This is a genomic window from Polynucleobacter yangtzensis, assembly GCF_001595965.1.
GTDB lineage: Bacteria > Pseudomonadota > Gammaproteobacteria > Burkholderiales > Burkholderiaceae > Polynucleobacter > Polynucleobacter yangtzensis.
Window position 1 is genome coordinate 461945 of sequence record NZ_LOJI01000001.1, and the last position, 15296, is coordinate 477240.

Genomic DNA, 15296 nt, shown 5'->3' on the forward strand with positions numbered 1-15296 from the left:
TATGGGTTGCACCAGTGCAGACCTGATGCGTTGGCTACCCCAAGCGTTGGGCAAGCTCCATACCAATACAAGCCTTGTTATCGATGGTCAGCTCTTGAAAGAGGCTACTCAACCCCAATTGCGAATTTTTGGGTCTAGTCAGCCGGTACGAAAAATTGCACTTTTAGAAATCCCGGTTCTACAGGTGAGGCTCCAATTTTCCGAAAGCTGGTCGCAAAGCGATTGTGAGGCTGTCCTAAAGCGATTTGATCTTTATACTCGAAGAGGTGGGGGTTAGTTGTAACCCTCTTCAAATCCATTTATTGAGTTTTTATATGACCGTTAATTTACCCCTCCCCCAAAAAGCCGAACTCAAGCCCGTTAAAGGTTTCCAGATGGGCATCGCTGAAGCCGGAATTAAGAAGGCAAATCGCAAGGATCTTCTGGTGATGACCTTAGCTCCTGGATCCCAGGTAGCAGGTGTTTTTACCTTAAATCGTTTTTGTGCTGCCCCTGTGCAAGTTTGTCGTGAGCATTTAGCTCAAGAGGGTCGTAATGGTGAGATCAGGGCTCTAGTCGTGAATACTGGCAATGCTAATGCTGGAACAGGTGAGTCAGGTATGAAGCATGCTTTAGAAACCTGCGCAGCTTTGGCAAAAGATCTGAAGATTAATCCTGAGCAAATTTTGCCTTTTTCAACGGGCGTCATTCTTGAGCCACTACCGATTGAAAAAATTATCACCGCCTTGCCAAAAGCGGTAGCCAATTTGGGTGAGGACAACTGGTTTGATGCGGCTGAAGCTATCATGACCACCGATACCCAACCTAAGGCCACATCAGTTACTGTGGAGACGCCTGCTGGCGTAGTGACCATTACAGGCATCTGTAAGGGTGCGGGAATGATTCATCCCAATATGGCGACCATGCTTGGATTTATTGCGACTGATGCAGGATTCGCTCCAGGTCTACTGGGCAACCTGACGCGTGAAGTTGCAGACCTTTCTTTTAATGCCATCACGATTGATGGCGATACATCGACCAATGACTCATTCATCATTATTGCTACTGGTCAGTCAGCAGTTCAGATTCAATCTTCGAATGATCCTAGCTACGCAATTTTGAAAGATGCATTAATTTCATTAGCTCGCAAACTGGCGCAAATGATTGTGCGTGATGGCGAGGGCGCCACTAAATTCATGACTATTGAAGTGGTTGGCGGAAAAACTCCTGAAGAGTGCCGCTTGGTTGCTAAAGCAGTTGCCCATTCACCTTTAGTCAAAACGGCTTTCTTTGCAAGCGATCCCAATTTAGGCCGCATCCTTGCTGCGATTGGCTACGCGGGCATTTCTGACTTAGATGTGAACCGTGTGCAAATGTGGCTTGGCGATGTTTGGGTTGCGAAAGATGGTGGTCGTAATCCCGATTATCAAGAGGCGGATGGTCAAAGGGTAATGCAGGCTCCAGAAATTACTGTGAAGATTGATTTGGGTCGTGGCACGGCTACACAAACTATGTGGACATGTGATTTATCTCATGACTACGTATCGATTAATGCAGACTACCGCTCATAAAATACCACTTGAAATATGAATGAAAAATTAGATCGTCTTTTAGACCACCTTGATACTTTTTTACCTAAGCCTTTAACTGAAGAACAGTGGAAATCCTCAACAGCATTTAGATGGCGTCGTCGCGACAGTATTTTCGGTAGCATTGGATTTTTGCAGCCTGTAAAGCATGTGTCTGATATCACCTTCGAAGACTTGCAAAACATTGACCGTCAACGCGATGCCATTCGTGACAATACAAAAAACTTTATTCAGAGGAAGCCGGCCAATAATATTCTGTTGACTGGTGCGAGAGGGACTGGAAAGTCTTCTCTCATTAAGGCAAGCTTGCATGAGTTTGCTAGCCAGGGTTTACGCCTCGTTGAGGTTGAAAAAGAGCATTTAGCAGATTTGGCTGACATTACTGAGCTCTTAGCAGAGCGTCCAGAGCGCTTTATTATTTTTTGCGATGACCTTTCTTTTGAGGATGGAGAATCTGGCTACAAGGCCATGAAATCAGCCTTAGATGGCTCTGTTTCTGCCCAGGTCGACAATATTTTGATTTATGCCACCTCTAACCGCCGTCATTTATTGCCGGAATATATGAAAGATAACGAGAGTTATGTTCATAACGATGATGGTGAAATTCATCCTGGTGAAGTCGTAGAAGAAAAGATTTCTTTGTCTGAGCGCTTTGGTCTTTGGTTATCTTTCTATCCACCTAAACAAGATGAGTATTTAGCGATCGTGGCTCATTGGTTGCAGCACTTTGGTTTGAGTTCCAAAGAGATTGAAGCGGCTCGCTCTGAAGCCTTGGTATGGGCATTAGAGCGTGGATCACGTTCAGGGCGCGTTGCTTGGCAATTTGCCAAACACTGGGCTGGCTCAAAAGCTTAGATGAATAATTTTCATGATTGAAACCCAACGTTCAATTACCGAAGTCGCCGCAGGTATATTGCTTGATGCTGAGGGCCGCTATCTTTTGGGGCAGCGACCTGAAGGTAAGCCATATGCTGGATATTGGGAAGTCCCGGGTGGAAAAATCGAAAAAGGAGAGTCCGTTTTCGAGGCGCTTAAGCGTGAACTTTGGGAAGAGCTTGGTATTGAAATTGAATCAAGCGAAGAGCTTACCGTGCTAGAGCATGACTACCCACATGCCTATGTTCGTCTGCATGTCAGCATTATTCGTGATTGGAAAGGCACGCCCAAGGGCTGTGAAAATCAATCCTTGTCTTGGGAATTATTGTCCGCAGAAAAACCCAGTGTTGAGCCTTTATTGCCTGCGGCCTGGCCTATGCTAGAAAGGCTTAGAGCCCTTTTATCTTAGAGCTGACAGAGGGTTAGCTTGAATGGCACATCTGCATTTACGAGCTGTGCTTTTTTATCGCGTTCCGACTTTAAGAAGCGCACTGAGAGCAAATATTTATTCGCGCTGATCTCAGAAAATAAAGTGTCATCTTCAACTGCAATACGCATTAATTGATACACTTTGCCAGAAGGAGCTTGTTGAAATGATCCGTTATGTGCAACCACATCCTTAGCTTCGCCCGACTGACGAAGCAGTCGCAAAAATAATTGACATGCTTCTTGCCAAGGCAGGAGTGGACTAATATATTTTTCAAGCAATTCTCGGCGCTCGGAGGTGGGGCTATTTTTCCAAGCATGATAGCTAGGCAAATCAATTGGACTTGTGCCGCCTGGAATATTTAGGCGGGTACGAATTGCATTTAACCATTCACTCTCGGTAATAGCGGAGTTAGGTCTGCCAGCAGATTGATTGATGCTAGCAGCAACAGCATCAATTTCAGAAAGAGTTTGCGTGAGTGCCTCTTGATCTACTTTTTGTGATGACTTCAATCCATTGAGCGCATATTTCTGGCGCTCAAACTCTTTGAGCAGCAATGACTTGATATCACCACGAGCGCCAATATCTCCAAGATCAAACAAGATAGAAATAGCGTTGTGGTGTAACTCAGGGTCATCCGAGCGGATAAAGTGATTGAAGCGGGCGAACAAATACTCCAGCCGAAGCATGCTTCGAACTAATTCATTGAAGGGGTATTCGTAGACAATCACAAGCCCATATTCTATGACGAACTTGAGCGATCTTTCTGAATCTGTAAGATTTTTTGGTGCAAGCTCAAGACTTCTGCTTTGAGTTGATTAAGGGTCCCCTGGTTTTCAATCACCAGATCGGCCAAAGCAAGTCGCTCTGCTCTGCTTGTTTGGGCTTTAAGGATTGCCTCAACCTCATTACGGGGTAATTTGCTGCGGTGCATCACTCGTTCAATTTGTGTCTCTTCCGGGCAGTCCACCACTACCAAGTAATCCAGCAGGGGCCTCCAGTTGCCTGACTCAATTAACAACGGGACCACAAAAACAAGATAAGGAGCCTTTCCCCCAATCAATTTCTGAGCTTGTTTATTCGTTTCATGCCGAATTAAAGGGTGGGTAATCTCCTCTAGGGATTTCCTAGCCTGAGGGTCTGCAAAAACTAGGCTGCGCATTTTGCTTCTATCTAGCGCTCCGCTAGGGTCAATAAATTCTGCACCAAACTGCTTTTGAATTAAAGGAATGGCCGCACCACCTGGGGCGGTAATCTGGTGGGCAATCAGATCGGTGTCTACTATGCCCGCTCCTAACTTAGCCAACTCATCACTAACTGCCGTTTTGCCCGAGCCAATGCCGCCTGTTAGGCCAACAAGGGGCAATCGCCCTTTTAACGCACCTAGGCTAGCTTGCTCAGCAGGAGTGTTTGTATAGTCTGAGGCCATAACAACTCAATGATGCCAGCAATGGCAAGAAAGGGGCCAAATGGAAAAGCCGCCCGATGATTTTGCTTATTCCACACCAGCCAAATAATCCCACCAATCAGTCCGGTCAAGGATGCCGTGAGAAGAATGCCGGGCAATGGCTGCCAGCCAAGCCAGCCCCCTAAGGCTGCCAAGAGTTTTGCATCTCCCATGCCTATGCCATTCTGTTTCTTGAGTGCACGATAGAGTGCATTTAATAACCAAAGACCTGTATAGCCAAGAATGGCGCCAATGATTGAATCTTGAAAAGAGGCAAAACCTTGGTTTGAAAGGCTATTGAATAAAAGACCCGCGAAGATGAGCGGCAGGGTGATGATGTCGGGTAGCCTGAAGGTGCGCAAATCAAAGTATGCCAAATACAGCAAGACCAATATTAGGAATATTTGGATCCACTCTGAAAAAACAAGATTGGCCATTAAACAATTTGTCCTAGGTTAAAGATGGGGAGATACAAGATGATGACTAGGCTTCCAATGATGAGTCCAACAACAATTATCAATAAAGGCTCCAAACTATGGCTGAGAGTATTTAGGCGATTGCTTAATTGGTTGCTCAATACAGTTGCGCGCCTCTGTAGCATATCAGCGAGCGCGCCACTTTCTGAGGCAATTCTTAAGAGTTGCAGTGTCTCCAGGTCAAATAGTGAATGTCGAGGATCAGCCTTTACTATTGCATCCCCAAGCGACCAGCCGCGGGTCAAGTGCTTAAATATTTCAGCGCTGAAATCATGACTAAGCCAATGGTTTGATGATTGGGCAGTCACTCTGAGGGCATCAGGCAGTGGCAATCCAGATTTCAGCAGATGGCCTAATGTGCGACACCAATAAGTCAGGGTAGCTAATCTGAGGAGCTGTCCAATTAGGGGTATGCAGAAGCTGAGTCGATCGCATTGCTTTTGTAGTTTAGGAAGCTTGATCCATGCAAAACTAAAGAGACTGACTAGGCTGACTAGAGTTATCACCATCTCAATATAAAAGGCCTCAAACCAGGCAGATAACTCAATCAATGTCTTCGTTGGGGCTGGCAGCTCTGCTTGAAAATGAGCAAATACATCCTTAAAGACTGGCACAACCCAAATCATCATCACAATTACCAGTAGGCAGGAGCTTGTTAGGGTGATCATGGGATAGCTCATCGCCTGTTGAATTTTTCGTCGCAATTCTATTTGAGCCTCAAGTTGTGCGCAGATTGTTTTAAGTGCTAGATTAAAGTCCCCTGTACGTTCGCTAACCCGAATCAAGTTAATGAACTCCATAGAAAATAGATTTTGTTGGCTGCGCAGGCATTGAGAAAAGCTCTCTCCCTTTTTAAGTTGCGCATAGATGCCACCAATCCAGGGAAGCCAGGATTTGGGTGCGGTGGAGTAAATGAGTGCAATTACATTAAGAAGTGGCAAGCCGGACTCGAGAAGTGTTAGGAGTTGGTCGGCAAAATGCAATTGATCGTGCTTGCTCAGTGCCATGCACCTACTTCTGATTCTAGGTCCGCTTGAGTAATTAATCCGACTTGTACATGAGCTAATCCAGCTGCTCGCATAGAGATGAATGAATGGGATGGATCAAAGAGTTCGGATTGACTAAGTACTTCATGAACCCCTATGCGACCAAAGTAACCGCTACCTCTGCAGCTTGTGCATTGATCTCGTTCATTCAGACCCCAATTAAGACATTGATGGCAAGTCATCCTGACTAAGCGCTGTGAACTGACAATCAATAGGCAGGACTCGAGAGATTCTCGATCAATCCCCAGATGCCGAAGTCTTGGTACAGCCCCGCATGCATTGCGAGTATGCAGGGTACTCAGAATGAGATGTCCTGTTTGTGCTGCCTGAATCGCTAAGTTCGCTGTGGCAGCATCGCGTATTTCACCAATCATGATGACATCAGGATCTTGCCGCAGTAGAGCGCGGATGATGGTTGGAAAGTCTAGCCCTGCCCGTGGATGATAGGCAACTTGATTGACTCCTGCCAGACGAATTTCAATCGGATCCTCTATGGAGCAAAGATTGCGATGAGATTGGTTGAGATGCCTTAGGCAGCTATACAGAGTACGAGCCTTACCGCTGCCCGTTGGTCCGGTCACAATAATGAGCCCATTCGGTTGGCTAAGTCCTTCTTGGAATATCTGTAATTGATCTGGAAGAAGTCCAATTTCCTTAAGATCAAGATCTTCAGTGCAGCTTGGCAGTATTCGAATGACGCCTTTTTCTCCATGAAGAGTTGGCAGAATTGAGACGCGACAATCTCTATCGGGCTTGGAGAAATTGTGCCCAATACAAAGACGCCCATCTTGTGGAAGTCGTTTCTCTGCAAGATCTAAGCGAGCTAGAACTTTGACGCGTGCAATCAGACGTTCATGTAATTCAATGGGGTAGTGCGAGTGAACTCTTAACAAACCATCTACTCGAAATCGAATGAGGGTTGCTTGGGCTCCAGCCTCAATATGAATATCACTCGCTCTAGCATCTAGGGCATGAGCGGCAATTTCATACCAAGTGCGAATGATTAGTGAGTCATCTTGAGCAACGCTCAATCTTGCTCTTGGGCTTGGAATGGGCGATAGAGCTTTACTGTTTTTACGCCATGTTCATCAAATTGAATAATTTCCATGACTATGCCTGCAATACGAATGCTGACATCGTGATCTGGAATGGCTTCTAGCTTTTCAAGAATGAGGCCATTTAATGTGCGCGGTCCATCCAAAGGAAGGTTGAGATTCAGTAGGCGATTAAGGTCTCTCAGTGAGGCGCTACCGCTTGCTAGATAGGTTCCATCAGCAAGCCAATGGGGGTCAGTTGAAAGATTGGAGAAGGAAGTTGTGAACTCACCAATCAACTCCTCAACAATATCCTCAAAGGTAACTAGGCCCAGCACTTCGCCATACTCATTTACAACCAAGCTTAAGCGCTGTTGGTTGTCTTGGAAAAACTGCATTTGCTGCAAGACTGGTGTGCCGCTCGGAATAAAGTAGGGCTCATTTAGTAGGACTCTAAAATCCTCATGTTTTAGGTCTGTATCACCCAATAATGACAAGGCTTTTTTGACCGAGAGGATGCCGACAATTCGCTCAGAGTCTTGGTCACATACTGGTAATTTGTTGTGATAGCAGGTTTCTAGTTGTTGAACCACTTCATCAATGGGTCTTGATAGGTCTAAAACTTCAATCTTGGATCTAGGTGTCATCACATCATCAACCGTGATGTTTTCTAGGTTAAACAAGTTGAGCAAAATATTGCGATGATGGTTGGAAACAAAGCGATTTGATTCCAACACTAGACTGCGTAACTCTTCCTTGCTCATGGCTCTGCTATCAGAGGATGATTGCAGGCCGGAGACTTTCATCAGGCCTGACACAAAGCTATTAATAAACCAGAGCAAAGGCTTCAGTAAAAATGTCAGCGGCAAAATAACCCAGCCAACATTGGATGCAATTTTTTCCGGAAATGCTGCCCCAATAACTTTGGGGGTGATTTCACTAAAAATAATAATCAGCAATGCAACCACTAAGGTTGCGATCGAGAGCACGAGGCCACTGTCACCAAAAATATGTAGGGCAATTCCTGTTACTAGGATAGGTAAAACGGTATTAATGAGATTGTTAGAGATCAGCAGAACGGATAGCAGTGAATCAATACGTTTCAGGAGTCTTTCAGCCAGTGCTGCTCCTGCATTACCGCTATTGGCCATTGCACGGAGACGATGACGATTGGAGGACAGCATGCTGGTCTCTGCCATCGAGAAGAAGCCAGAGAGTGCGAGTAAAAATAGGACTAGAGCAACTTGACCGTAAAACGGCCAATCGTCAAAAAAAGTGTCCATGCGGTCTGCCCAAAAAAGTAAGGATGAGTCAATATAGCAAAGTGGCATATAGCAAGCTATAGCCACAGTGTAAAGAGTGGTCAGCTAACCTGTTTAATTATGTGAGAATGAATCCCTATGACAGCCTCTCTAACGCCATTCACCGCCAATAGTCCAAGTTACTGTGTGATTGCAGCACCTTTTGGCCGCCTGGGAATTTTGACTGAACTGGTGGAGGGAAGTTTAATGTTGTCAAAAATTGACTACTTACCAGCAGAAGAGGTTTTGATAGCACCAAAAAATGCACTAGCAAAAGAGGTGGCACGCCAGTGTAAGGCGTACTTTAAGGACCCTACCTGGCAATTTGATTTGCCTACAAAACCTGTAGGTACTGAACATCAGAAAAAGGTATGGGCCAGCATTCAAGATATACCGGCCGGCACAACAAAAACTTATGGTGAGGTAGCAAAGAAAATTAAGAGTGGTCCTCGGGCAGTGGGCACTGCATGTGGTGCAAATCCTTACCCCTTAATTGCACCTTGCCATAGAGTAGTTTCTGCTCAAGGAATTGGGGGGTTTATGAAAGAGAATTCCCCAGGTTTGTATCGCCAAATTAAGCTCTGGCTTTTAAAGCACGAGGGTGCTTTGTAAGTTTTTATTTAATTAAATATCTGCTATTCAGGTAGAAAAAAGCCTTCATTAGGACATCACTTTTAACGGCAATCTTGGTAAAGCCATAAAACTTCATAACAGCGCTTTTGGAAAGCTTTACTTCATCCTTGCTATCAAATTCTTTGCGCTGAGCAATTTTTGAAAGCGTCATAACTGCTAAGCCAAAAGCCAAAAAGCAAAAGCGCCTCATACCTTGCTCTTCCTTGGGAATCAGTAGGATATATTGCAGAGAGTCTTGTAGTTTTTGATAGGCAATCTTTAAAAGCTCTGCCTGACTTACATTCATTGGCTTCCATGAAACTCCGCGCGCCTTATCCTCCGGTGAGTCTTTAAGAATATTGGTCATTTGTAGCGCTTGACCAAATGCGATAGCTAGATTCTCATGCCCTACGAGTGCTCTTTCAAAAGCCCGGGAATGATTGCTGAATATGGTGGTAAGTAGCTCACCAACTACGCCAGCAACTACATAGCAATACTTTTCAAACTCTGCGAGGTCTTGAAGGCCAGCTTGATTCTGTTTGCCATGAAAGAAGGACATCCCCTCTGACATGATGGAAACGCAGCGACTGACGGCCTGTTGGTCATTGCTGGAGCAAGTGTGCAGTATTCGTAAAACTGTTGGCGTATTCGCAATCAAATCAATTTCATCTGGATTACTGTAATTTTTTAATGCCTCAAGACAGGGTTCAACAAAACTTTCAACTGGCTTCTTTTCAAGAACGGCATCTAAAAAAAGCGCCGAGAGTGACTGCTTCGTCTGGGCGCTTAATTCTGCTGCATCTTCAATGGTGTCAATAATGCGGCAAAGCAAATAGGTGTTGCCAACCACTTTCTCGATACTTGGTGGCAGGAGCGGTATGGTGAGGGCAAAAGTACGCGATACAGAGCTTAGGATGGCTTTTTGGTAGGCCAGATCAGCAGAGGGGTTGGGTGTTGGGGTTTGCTTAGGCGCTCTCACTCTTGAATTATGTCAGACCAGCGTCTTTCGTGGAGCACTCCAAATGGGCGCTTTTTGCTAACTGCTAAAAGTGACATGGCCATATAATTTCATCACATTTCAGAAGGAGCATTTAGGCGTGCTAATTTGGTTCGTCATTATTTACTGGGTAGTCTCAGTGGGAATTGGTTTGTGGGCTGCCCTGCGAGTCAAAAATACTGCTGACTTTGCTGCGGCTGGTCATAGCCTTCCTTTGCCGATCGTTACTGCAACGGTATTTGCTACCTGGTTTGGATCTGAAACTGTTCTAGGAATTCCCGCCACTTTTCTGAAAGAAGGTTTGGGGGGTGTAGTTTCTGATCCATTCGGTTCATCTCTTTGTTTAATTTTGGTCGGCCTCTTTTTTGCGCGACATCTCTATAACCGTCGCATGCTCACGATTGGTGATTTCTTTCGCGAAAAGTATGGGCGCACTGTAGAGGTTTTAGTAACTCTCTGTATCGTGGTTTCCTACTTAGGTTGGGTAGCCGCACAAATTAAAGCTTTGGGTCTCGTATTTAATGTCGTGTCTGAGGGCAGTATTTCTCAGACGGGTGGTATGTTGATCGGTGCTGGCAGTGTGTTGATTTACACCTTGTTTGGAGGTATGTGGTCAGTTGCCATTACGGACTTTATTCAAATGATCATCATCGTGATTGGCATGCTCTATATCGGCGGTGAAATGACTTCTCAGACTGGTGGCATTGGCGTAGTCATTGAACATGCGGCCGCAGCTGGTCAATTCAGTAACTTCTGGCCGGATATGAATTTGGCGTCCATCTTGGGTTTTGTCGCCGCTTTGTGCACGATGATGTTGGGCTCTATTCCACAACAAGACGTCTTCCAGCGGATTACCTCATCTAAGAATGTCAATATTGCTGTTCAAGCTGCTTTGCTGGGTGGCGTGTTGTATTTCATTTTTGCTTTTGTGCCGATGTACTTAGCTTACTCAGCAACCTTAATTAGTCCGGATTTGGTGAAGCAATATTTAAATACCGATCCACAAATGATCTTGCCGAAACTGATTCTGAATCATGCGCCATTAATTGCGCAGGTAATGTTCTTTGGAGCGCTTTTATCGGCGATTAAGAGCTGCGCGAGTGCCACCTTATTGGCGCCATCAGTCACGTTTGCTGAAAACATTGTGCGAGGCTTTTTTAAGCATTTGTCAGACCAGGATTTACTGAAGGTCATGAGAATTACCGTGCTCTGTTTCGCGGTGGTAGTGACATTCTTCGCCATCAACTCAAATCTTTCGATCTTCAAAATGGTCGAGAACGCCTATAAGGTGACTTTGGTAGCTGCTTTTGTTCCCCTGGCGTTTGGTGTGTATTGGTCAAGGGCCAATTCTTTGGGTGGCTTGTTGGCGGTGGTTGGAGGCCTTACGGTCTGGATCAGCTGCGAAACCTTAGCGCCTGATGCCATCATGCCCCCTCAATTAGCTGGGTTGGTGGCGAGTATTGCAGGCATGCTTTTAGGTAGCCTAGTGCCTAGAGATCAATTAAAGGCTATTTAAGTCAAAGGTTGCTTAAAAATTAGGCAACCTTAATTGCTGCAGTGCAAAAATCCAATTAAAATAAACCCAATTCAAAATTTTTAGTTCTTATGGAGTTCCTATGAAAATCTGTGTGATCGGTGGGGGTGGCGCTATTGGCGGTTACCTGGCTGTCATGTTGGCGCGAGCAGGCAACGATGTCACTGTTGTTGCTCGTGGCGCAACTTTAGCGGCGATTAAAGAGCGTGGTCTTGCTCTGATTATGGATGACCAACCAGAGCCTTTGGTTGCCCAAGTAAAGGCTGTGGAAAAAATTCGTGATGCTGAAACTCCAGATGTAGTCATTCTGGCAGTGAAGGCGCATCAAGTGGAGCCGATCATTGATGACTTGGCTGCGATCATGGGTCCAGAAACCATTTTGATTCCAATGCAAAACGGAATTCCTTGGTGGTATTTCCAGAAGCTTGGTGGCGACTATCAAGATCACTCCGTTGAAACGGTAGACGCTGGCGGCGTTGCTAAGAATGCGATTAATCCAAACAACATTATTGGTTGCGTAGTGTATCCAGCAACCTTTACTCAAGCGCCTGGCGTGATTCGTCACGTGGAAGGTAACCGCTTCCCGTTGGGCGAGCTGGATGGCAAGACTACAGAGCGCATTCAGAAGATGTCCGAGATGATGGGTGCGGCTGGATTTAAGTCACCCATCTTGGACGATATTCGTTCAGAGATCTGGCTCAAGCTTTGGGGCAATATGACTTTTAACCCAATCAGCTCTTTAACTCACGGCACCTTGGAAGGCATCTGCCAATACCCATTGACCAAAGAGTTGGCCCGTAACATGATGGCCGAAGCTCAGACTATTGCTGAGAAGTTGGGTGTTACTTTCCGTGTTGATATCGAGCGTCGTATTGCGGGCGCTGAAAAAGTTGGTAAACACAAAACTTCTATGTTGCAAGACTTAGAGGCTGGTCGTAGCTTGGAGATCGATGCTTTGTTAGGTTCAGTGATTGAGCTTGGCAAGATCACACAAACTCCAACCCCTTGCTTGAATACTGTTTTTGCTTTGACAAAGTATCTGGATGAAAACGTTCAAGCTACCAAAGGTAGCTTGGCGTTGCCTTCAGTATCAGGCTACTAAAAAGTAAAGTTACTTCAAATAAAAAACCCTTGCTACTCAACATAGCAAGGGTTTTTGCTTTTCCAAGTCCTTAATTACTCGAAGCGATTATCGAGTTGTCCTACGCCATCAATGATGATGCTGACATTGCTACCAGGCTTCATTGAGCCGACGCCTACGGAAGTACCACAAGCAATGATGTCGCCCACTTCGAGCGGCACATCTTGTGAGATCAGACTGACCAATTTTGCAGGTGGGAAAATCATATCTGCAATTGGATAGTTTTGACGCTCTTGATCATTGAGGATCGTCTTGATGCTTAGCTTGCTTGGGTCTACATCAGTAGTGATGTAAGGGCCAAATACACCAAAGGTATTAAAGCTCTTTGCACGTGTCCACTGCGCATAACCAGGATCGCGATTCAGAATTTCAATAGCTGTTACATCATTAATACAGGTGTAGCCAAAAATTGCTTTTGCAGCTTCTGCCTCATCCGCTTCATGGCAGCGCTTACCAATCACAATACCAAGCTCACCCTCATAAACCACTTTTCCTGTGTAGGATTTGGGCGTGCGAATCACTTGGTTTGCGGCCAAGAATGAGTTATTCCCTTTGAGAAAGTACAAAGGCTCGGCTGGCACCGCATGTTCAAGTTTGGTGACTAAGGCATGAAAGTTATCCACCATAGCAACCATTTTTGAAGGGGTGCATGGGATGTCGATAGTGACATCAGATAACTTGATGGTTTCACCGGTGGCCTTGGGTCCGTTGAATAAATCACCTTCGTACACGGCGATTTGGTCGCCCTGCACCTGCCCTAAACCACTTTTTCCTTGATGCTGAAATCTAAGCCACTGAGCCATAATAAGTTCCTATGAAGTTAAATATTTGATATGCAATATCTTACAGGGATGAATTGATGTCTAAGACTTCTGAGCTTGAATTTGCACCAGAACAGGATCAGCCGGTTCGCTACATAGAGCGCACCCGAAGTTACTACTTGGGTTTGGGTTATGAAAATCCTTATGTTTGGGCTCACTACATTGATGTTCCATTTAGCCCCCTCAAAAAGCCGCTGACTCAATCAGTGCTGGGGCTCATTACTACGGCTGTCCCATATGACTCGGATAAGGGTCCGCAGGGTCAGGGCGCCCCTTACAACTCAACAGCTAAGTTTTATCAGCCGTACCAGCAATCCACCGAAGGGGAAGTTGATTTACGGATTGCTCATGTCGGCATTGATCGCAAGAATGCCAATATGGAAGATAGCAATTGCTGGTTTCCGCTAGAGGCTGCTAAAAGGGCATACGCAACGGGGGAGGTGGGTGCGCTTTCACCTAATTTTTATGGCTTGCCTACTAATCGCAGTCAGCGCCATACATTGGAAATAGATGCGCCACTTATTTTAGAAATGCTTCAAGCGGATGGCGTAGATGTAGCAGTATTGATTCCGAATTGCCCGATCTGTCATCAGAGCCAAAGTTTATTGGCGCGGTATTTGGAGGCTGCGGGAATTTCAACTGTGGTGATGGGCGCTGCAAAGGATATTGTTGAGTATTGCGGCGTACCGCGATTGTTGTTTAGTGATTTTCCTTTGGGTAATGCTGCAGCAAAGCCGAATGACGTTGCTTCGCAGGATCTCAATTTTCAATTGGCTTTGCGGCTTTTGGAGTCTGCTCCTGCACCGCGCACAACTGTTCAGTCACCATTGAGATGGTCTGATGATCCTACTTGGAAAATGGATTACTCCAATCTAGATAGATTGTCTTTACAGGAAATTACACGCTTGCGTGAAGAGGCTGAGCGGGCACGAATTACAGCACGCGAGCTGAGAGTGAAGACCCTAGGAACTTAGGTTTGTCTTGTAAGTGAATATGCGCAGAGTGCTTCTAGCGCCTGAGAAGCGGGGTTTGCAGGGAAGTCTTTGAGATAAGACAGGGCTAGGTCTGCTTCACGTTTAGCCGCTGCTTGGGTGTAATCCAGTGCACCAGAGTTTTGTACGGCAGCCAGGATTTGTGCAAAAACATCATCCGGTAAATCTTGGTTTTGCTCAATTGCTGCACGCACTAAAAGTCGTTCTTCGTTAGTGCCGTTTTCTAATAAGTAAATGAGTGGCAAGGTTGGTTTGCCTTCACGCAAATCATCACCAGCATTTTTTCCCATTTGTGCAGCATTGGCCGTGTAATCGAGAAGATCATCCATGAGCTGAAAAGCTGTGCCGATGTGACGGCCAAATGCAGCAGCTTGTTCGCGTTGTGCATCAGTAGCGTTGGCAAGAATAGCGCCTAACTCGGTAGAAGCTTCAAATAATTTAGCTGTTTTATAGCGAATGACTTGTAGGTAGCTAGCTTCATCAACTTCCGGATCATTCATGTTTAGCAGTTGCAAAACTTCGCCCTCAGCAATCGTATTGGTTGCATCCGACAGAATTTGCATCACCCTTAAGTCGTTTGGACCCACCATCATTTGGAAAGCTCGGGAATATAGGAAATCGCCGACTAAAACGCTGGCAGCATTTCCAAAAGCAGCATTCGCAGTCTCGCGACCTCTTCTGAGGGTGGATTCGTCGACTACGTCATCATGAAGGAGGGTGGCTGTATGAATGAACTCAACTACAGCGGACATCTCCAGAATATGGGGGGTTTCTTTGCCGTTAGCCAGGGATTTGGCCACCAACATCAAAAGGGCGGGCCTTACCCGTTTGCCGCCCGCCTGGATGATATAGGTCGAAATTTGGTCAATTAAGGCCACTTTTGAGGCCAAACGCTGACGGATAACATCATCTAAGGCCTTGAAATCTAAGGCAATTGGGGCCAGGATTTGGCTTAAGTCATTGGTTTTGACAGTGCTAGGCATGCAAGATATAATAATGGGCTTAGCTGGTCCAGGGTGGATTA

16 protein-coding genes are annotated in these 15296 nt (G+C 45.7%); 7 read left to right on the forward strand and 9 right to left on the reverse strand.

Annotated elements, in window-relative coordinates:
- Positions 1–314: 314 nt before the first annotated feature.
- The 3 genes from argJ to JaK3_RS02455 are packed head-to-tail and all read left to right on the forward strand — an operon-like array spanning position 315 to position 2853.
- On the forward strand, positions 315–1550 hold the full coding sequence (gene argJ, locus JaK3_RS02445) for a bifunctional glutamate N-acetyltransferase/amino-acid acetyltransferase ArgJ (RefSeq protein WP_068320322.1): 1236 nt from the start codon (positions 315–317) through the stop codon (positions 1548–1550).
- Positions 1551–1565: 15 nt separating this feature from the next.
- The gene (locus JaK3_RS02450) at positions 1566–2423 is read left to right on the forward strand and encodes an ATP-binding protein (protein WP_068320324.1); all 858 of its coding nucleotides are present in this window, start codon (positions 1566–1568) and stop codon (positions 2421–2423) included.
- A 13-nt stretch (positions 2424–2436) separates the two neighbouring features.
- Positions 2437–2853, forward strand: a complete 417-nt coding sequence (locus tag JaK3_RS02455; RefSeq protein ID WP_068320326.1) for an NUDIX domain-containing protein — start codon at positions 2437–2439, stop codon at positions 2851–2853.
- On the opposite strand, the gene zapD is transcribed toward JaK3_RS02455, so the two are convergent.
- Genes zapD through JaK3_RS02485 form a run of 6 tightly spaced genes read right to left on the reverse strand, consistent with a single transcriptional unit; the run spans position 2850 to position 8157 of the window.
- The gene (gene zapD / locus JaK3_RS02460) at positions 2850–3602 is read right to left on the reverse strand and encodes a cell division protein ZapD (RefSeq protein WP_068320328.1); all 753 of its coding nucleotides are present in this window, start codon (positions 3600–3602) and stop codon (positions 2850–2852) included. The two genes, JaK3_RS02455 and zapD, sit on opposite strands and share 4 nt — an antisense overlap.
- An 11-nt stretch (positions 3603–3613) precedes the next feature.
- Positions 3614–4300: a dephospho-CoA kinase gene (coaE, locus tag JaK3_RS02465; RefSeq protein ID WP_082786348.1), complete on the reverse strand. Its 687-nt coding sequence runs from the start codon at positions 4298–4300 to the stop codon at positions 3614–3616.
- On the reverse strand, positions 4255–4755 hold the full coding sequence (locus JaK3_RS02470) for a prepilin peptidase (protein ID WP_068320330.1): 501 nt from the start codon (positions 4753–4755) through the stop codon (positions 4255–4257). Before JaK3_RS02470 ends, coaE begins: the two co-directional genes overlap by 46 nt.
- Positions 4755–5801 (reverse strand): type II secretion system F family protein, encoded by a 1047-nt coding sequence (locus tag JaK3_RS02475; RefSeq protein WP_068320332.1) that lies wholly within the window; start codon positions 5799–5801, stop codon positions 4755–4757. The genes JaK3_RS02470 and JaK3_RS02475 overlap by 1 nt, the downstream gene beginning before the upstream one ends.
- Entirely contained in the window at positions 5792–6871 is a 1080-nt protein-coding gene (locus JaK3_RS02480; RefSeq protein ID WP_068320335.1) for a GspE/PulE family protein, read from the reverse strand. Before JaK3_RS02480 ends, JaK3_RS02475 begins: the two co-directional genes overlap by 10 nt.
- On the reverse strand, positions 6868–8157 hold the full coding sequence (locus tag JaK3_RS02485) for an HlyC/CorC family transporter (protein WP_068320337.1): 1290 nt from the start codon (positions 8155–8157) through the stop codon (positions 6868–6870). Before JaK3_RS02485 ends, JaK3_RS02480 begins: the two co-directional genes overlap by 4 nt.
- Positions 8158–8274: 117 nt before the next feature.
- Between JaK3_RS02485 and JaK3_RS02490 the strand changes: the two genes are divergently transcribed.
- The gene (locus tag JaK3_RS02490; RefSeq protein ID WP_068320339.1) at positions 8275–8787 is read left to right on the forward strand and encodes a methylated-DNA--[protein]-cysteine S-methyltransferase; all 513 of its coding nucleotides are present in this window, start codon (positions 8275–8277) and stop codon (positions 8785–8787) included.
- Positions 8788–8791: 4 nt separating this feature from the next.
- Here the strand turns inward: JaK3_RS02490 and JaK3_RS02495 are convergent, their stop codons facing one another.
- Positions 8792–9766 carry a squalene/phytoene synthase family protein gene (locus tag JaK3_RS02495; RefSeq protein WP_068320341.1) on the reverse strand — a complete coding sequence of 325 codons (975 nt, stop codon included), beginning with the start codon at positions 9764–9766 and terminating at the stop codon, positions 8792–8794.
- A 118-nt stretch (positions 9767–9884) separates the two neighbouring features.
- Here JaK3_RS02495 and JaK3_RS02500 point away from each other — a divergent pair, with 118 nt between their 5' ends.
- Positions 9885–11300, forward strand: coding sequence for a high affinity choline transporter 1 (locus JaK3_RS02500; protein ID WP_068320700.1), 1416 nt, complete (start codon positions 9885–9887; stop codon positions 11298–11300).
- A gap of 100 nt (positions 11301–11400) precedes the next feature.
- Positions 11401–12420, forward strand: a complete 1020-nt coding sequence (locus JaK3_RS02505; protein ID WP_068320343.1) for a 2-dehydropantoate 2-reductase — start codon at positions 11401–11403, stop codon at positions 12418–12420.
- 74 nt (positions 12421–12494) lie between these two features.
- Here the strand turns inward: JaK3_RS02505 and JaK3_RS02510 are convergent, their stop codons facing one another.
- Entirely contained in the window at positions 12495–13262 is a 768-nt protein-coding gene (locus JaK3_RS02510; protein ID WP_068320345.1) for a fumarylacetoacetate hydrolase family protein, read from the reverse strand.
- A 56-nt stretch (positions 13263–13318) separates the two neighbouring features.
- On the opposite strand from JaK3_RS02510, the gene JaK3_RS02515 reads away from it, so the two are divergent.
- Positions 13319–14254, forward strand: a complete 936-nt coding sequence (locus tag JaK3_RS02515) for a glycine reductase (RefSeq protein ID WP_068320347.1) — start codon at positions 13319–13321, stop codon at positions 14252–14254.
- Here the strand turns inward: JaK3_RS02515 and JaK3_RS02520 are convergent.
- On the reverse strand, positions 14251–15255 hold the full coding sequence (locus JaK3_RS02520; protein WP_068320349.1) for a polyprenyl synthetase family protein: 1005 nt from the start codon (positions 15253–15255) through the stop codon (positions 14251–14253). The genes JaK3_RS02515 and JaK3_RS02520 overlap by 4 nt on opposite strands.
- Positions 15256–15296 lie beyond the last annotated feature (41 nt).

Coding starts and splice junctions, on each gene's coding strand:
- argJ (WP_068320322.1), top strand. CDS start 315: ATGACCGTTAATTTACCCCTCCCCCAAAAAGCCGAACTCAAGCCCGTT.
- JaK3_RS02470 (WP_068320330.1), bottom strand. CDS start 4,755: ATGGCCAATCTTGTTTTTTCAGAGTGGATCCAAATATTCCTAATATTG.
- JaK3_RS02520 (WP_068320349.1), bottom strand. CDS start 15,255: ATGCCTAGCACTGTCAAAACCAATGACTTAAGCCAAATCCTGGCCCCA.
- JaK3_RS02510 (WP_068320345.1), bottom strand. CDS start 13,262: ATGGCTCAGTGGCTTAGATTTCAGCATCAAGGAAAAAGTGGTTTAGGG.
- JaK3_RS02475 (WP_068320332.1), bottom strand. CDS start 5,801: ATGGCACTGAGCAAGCACGATCAATTGCATTTTGCCGACCAACTCCTA.
- JaK3_RS02485 (WP_068320337.1), bottom strand. CDS start 8,157: ATGGACACTTTTTTTGACGATTGGCCGTTTTACGGTCAAGTTGCTCTA.
- JaK3_RS02450 (WP_068320324.1), top strand. CDS start 1,566: ATGAATGAAAAATTAGATCGTCTTTTAGACCACCTTGATACTTTTTTA.
- coaE (WP_082786348.1), bottom strand. CDS start 4,300: ATGGCCTCAGACTATACAAACACTCCTGCTGAGCAAGCTAGCCTAGGT.
- JaK3_RS02515 (WP_068320347.1), top strand. CDS start 13,319: ATGTCTAAGACTTCTGAGCTTGAATTTGCACCAGAACAGGATCAGCCG.
- JaK3_RS02505 (WP_068320343.1), top strand. CDS start 11,401: ATGAAAATCTGTGTGATCGGTGGGGGTGGCGCTATTGGCGGTTACCTG.
- JaK3_RS02455 (WP_068320326.1), top strand. CDS start 2,437: ATGATTGAAACCCAACGTTCAATTACCGAAGTCGCCGCAGGTATATTG.
- JaK3_RS02490 (WP_068320339.1), top strand. CDS start 8,275: ATGACAGCCTCTCTAACGCCATTCACCGCCAATAGTCCAAGTTACTGT.